The sequence below is a fragment of the Mesorhizobium sp. M4A.F.Ca.ET.050.02.1.1 genome (genome assembly GCF_003997725.1).
Lineage (GTDB): Bacteria > Pseudomonadota > Alphaproteobacteria > Rhizobiales > Rhizobiaceae > Mesorhizobium.
The window spans coordinates 1-2,713 of sequence record NZ_RZSG01000787.1 but is presented as its reverse complement, the minus strand read 5'-3'; the positions used below and the strand labels follow the sequence as shown (position 1 = coordinate 2,713).

Sequence of the window (2,713 nt, the reverse complement as noted above, 5' to 3'; positions counted from 1 at the left end):
AGACAGCAACACGTTGAATTCACTGGTGCTGAAAGGCGATTCGCCTCCCCGCACCGAGCTCTGTTTCGATTCACTGATGACAAGCGCTCTCGATGAGCCGGATGCCGTCTACGGCTTGCTTGCCGAGTCCGTGACCTTGTCGCAGGACCGCAACGGCTTCCGTTTCGACCTGCGACGGCAAGCGCGCTTTCACGACGGTTCGCCCGTGACCGCCGCGGACATCGCCTTCGCATTGACGCTGTACAAGGATCGGGGCCATCCGAACCTGTCCAAGGCGCTGCGATACATGACGGAAGCGGTCGCGGTCGATCCCGTCAGGCTCGACGTCACCTTCAATGGCGAACAGTCCGCGCAGAACATCCTTTCGGTCGTCGCAATGCCGATCGTGTCCAAGGCCTTTTACACGGCCAACGATTTCGATGCCTCGACGATGACACCGCCGCTGAGCTCCGGACCGTACAAGTTGGGGCGCGTGGTGGCCGGACAGACCGTCGAGTATGATCGCGTCGCCGACTATTGGGGCCGCGATCTTGCCGTGAACCGTGGTCTCAACAATTTCGACCGCATCCGTATCGACTTCTATCTTGATCGCCAGGCGGCGTTCGAGGCCTTCAAGAAAGGCGACACACATTTTCGCGAGGAATTCACCTCGCGGGTATGGGCGACCGGTTACGACTTTCCGGCGTTGAAGGACGGCAAGGTCGTCAAACGCGAGTTTCCCGGCGAGAAATCGCCATCCATGCAGTCCGTGGCGCTAAACCAGCGCCGGCCGCAGTTCCGCGATGCGCGCGTGAGACGGGCAATCGCCAACTGCTTCGATTTCGAATGGATCAGGCGGGCTCTGTTCTTCGGTTCCTACGAACGCTCGCAATCGAATTTCGAGCGGTCGGACTACAAGGCCGAAGGCTTGCCCTCGCCTCAGGAACTGGCCTTGCTGGAGCCGTTTCGGGCCGAGTTGCCGCCGGAGACTTTCGGCGAACCGGTGATGCAGCCCGTCTCCGACGGTTCGGGTCACGACCGCAAGCTGCTGGGCGCGGCCTCGAAACTGCTTGCCGAGGCCGGTTGGAAGCGAGCGGGCAACTTCGTCGTCAACGAGAAGGGCGAGCGACTGCAGGTGGAAATGCTGGCCGAGGATGACGGCATCGTTCGCATTTTCACGCCATGGGCCGAGAACATGAAGGCCATAGGGATCGACGTTTCGATCCGGCAGGTCGATTCGACGCAGTATGAACGGCGGCAAAGCGATTTCGACTTCGATTTCAACATGCTCGCATGGTCGATCGGGGCGACGCCGACTGCCGACGGCCTCGAGATACTCTACGACTCGCGCATGGCGAAAACGCCGGGACAGCGCAACTATCCCGGCACCGAAAGCCGGGCCATCGACGCGCTGATCGTGGCGGCCGGCAAAGCCAACAGTCGATCGGAACTGGTTACGGCGCTCAGAGCGCTCGACCGGGTCTTGCGCGCGCGGCTAGACTGGATTCCAACATATTATCTCGCGAATCACCGCGTCGCCTATTGGGACATGTTCGGCTTTCTCGAGCAGAAACCCGATTTCGGCTTTCCGGTCGAGACGCTGTGGTGGATCGACAAGGGCAAGGCGGCAAAGATTGGCAAAGCCTGACATCTCCGTTCGCACAGGACGGGCGGCCTGATGGGCGCTTACATACTGCGCCGCATCCTTCTGATGATCCCGACCCTGTTCGGCATCATGGCGATCTCTTTCGCCGTTATCCAGTTTGCGCCCGGTGGGCCGGTGGAGCAGGTGATCGCCAGGCTCACCAACCAGGGCGGCACCGATCGCCTTGGCGGCGGTGGCGGCGATGCCGGTGGCGGCGGCAACTTCGATGTGGTCGGCGACGTCAGCTCGAAATACCGCGGCGCCCAGGGGCTCGATCCCGAATTCATCAAGAAATTGGAACAGCAGTTCGGCTTCGACAAGCCGCCGCTCGAACGCTTCGGCATGATGCTGTGGAACTATGCCCGCTTCGACTTCGGCGACAGCTATTTCCGCGACATCTCGGTGCTCAACCTCATCCTGGAAAAGATGCCGGTGTCGATCTCCATCGGCCTGTGGATCACGCTTTTGTCCTACCTGATCTCGATCCCGCTCGGCATCCGCAAGGCGGTCCAGGACGGCTCCACCTTCGACGTCTGGACCAGCGGCGTGGTGATCGTCGGGTATGCCATCCCCGGCTTCCTGTTCGGCATCCTGTTGATGGTGCTGTTTGCCGGCGGCTCGTTCTGGGACTGGTTCCCGCTGCGCGGCATCGTTTCGGACAATTGGGACCAGTTGTCCTGGCCGGACAAGATCGTCGACTATTTCTGGCACATGACCCTGCCGCTGACGGCGCTCGTGCTGTCGGCTTTCGCCACCACGACGCTGCTCACCAAGAACTCGTTCCTGGAAGAGATCCGCAAGCAGTATGTGGTGACGGCGCGCGCCAAGGGCCTGTCGGAGCGCAAGGTGCTCTACGGCCACGTCTTCCGCAACGCCATGCTGATTGTCATCGCCGGCTTTCCAGGCGCCTTCATCTCGGCCTTCTTCACCGGGTCGCTGTTGATCGAGAACATCTTCTCGCTCGACGGCCTCGGGCTGCTCGGCTTCAAGTCCGTCGTCGACCGCGACTATCCGGTGGTGTTCGCCAACCTCTACATTTTCTCGCTGCTCGGCCTGTTCATCAATCTTCTGTCCGACCTGATCTACACC

Annotated in this window: 2 protein-coding genes; both read left to right on the top strand. The window is 61.0% G+C overall.

What is annotated here, in order from left to right; translation table 11 throughout:
• Positions 1-1,627 (top strand): extracellular solute-binding protein (locus tag EOA33_RS31135; RefSeq protein ID WP_145989380.1); only part of this gene is annotated, 1,627 nt, incomplete at its 5' end.
• A 30-nt stretch (positions 1,628-1,657) separates the two neighbouring features.
• A partial coding sequence (locus tag EOA33_RS31130) for a microcin C ABC transporter permease YejB (RefSeq protein ID WP_145989379.1) occupies positions 1,658-2,713 on the top strand: 1,056 nt, incomplete at its 3' end.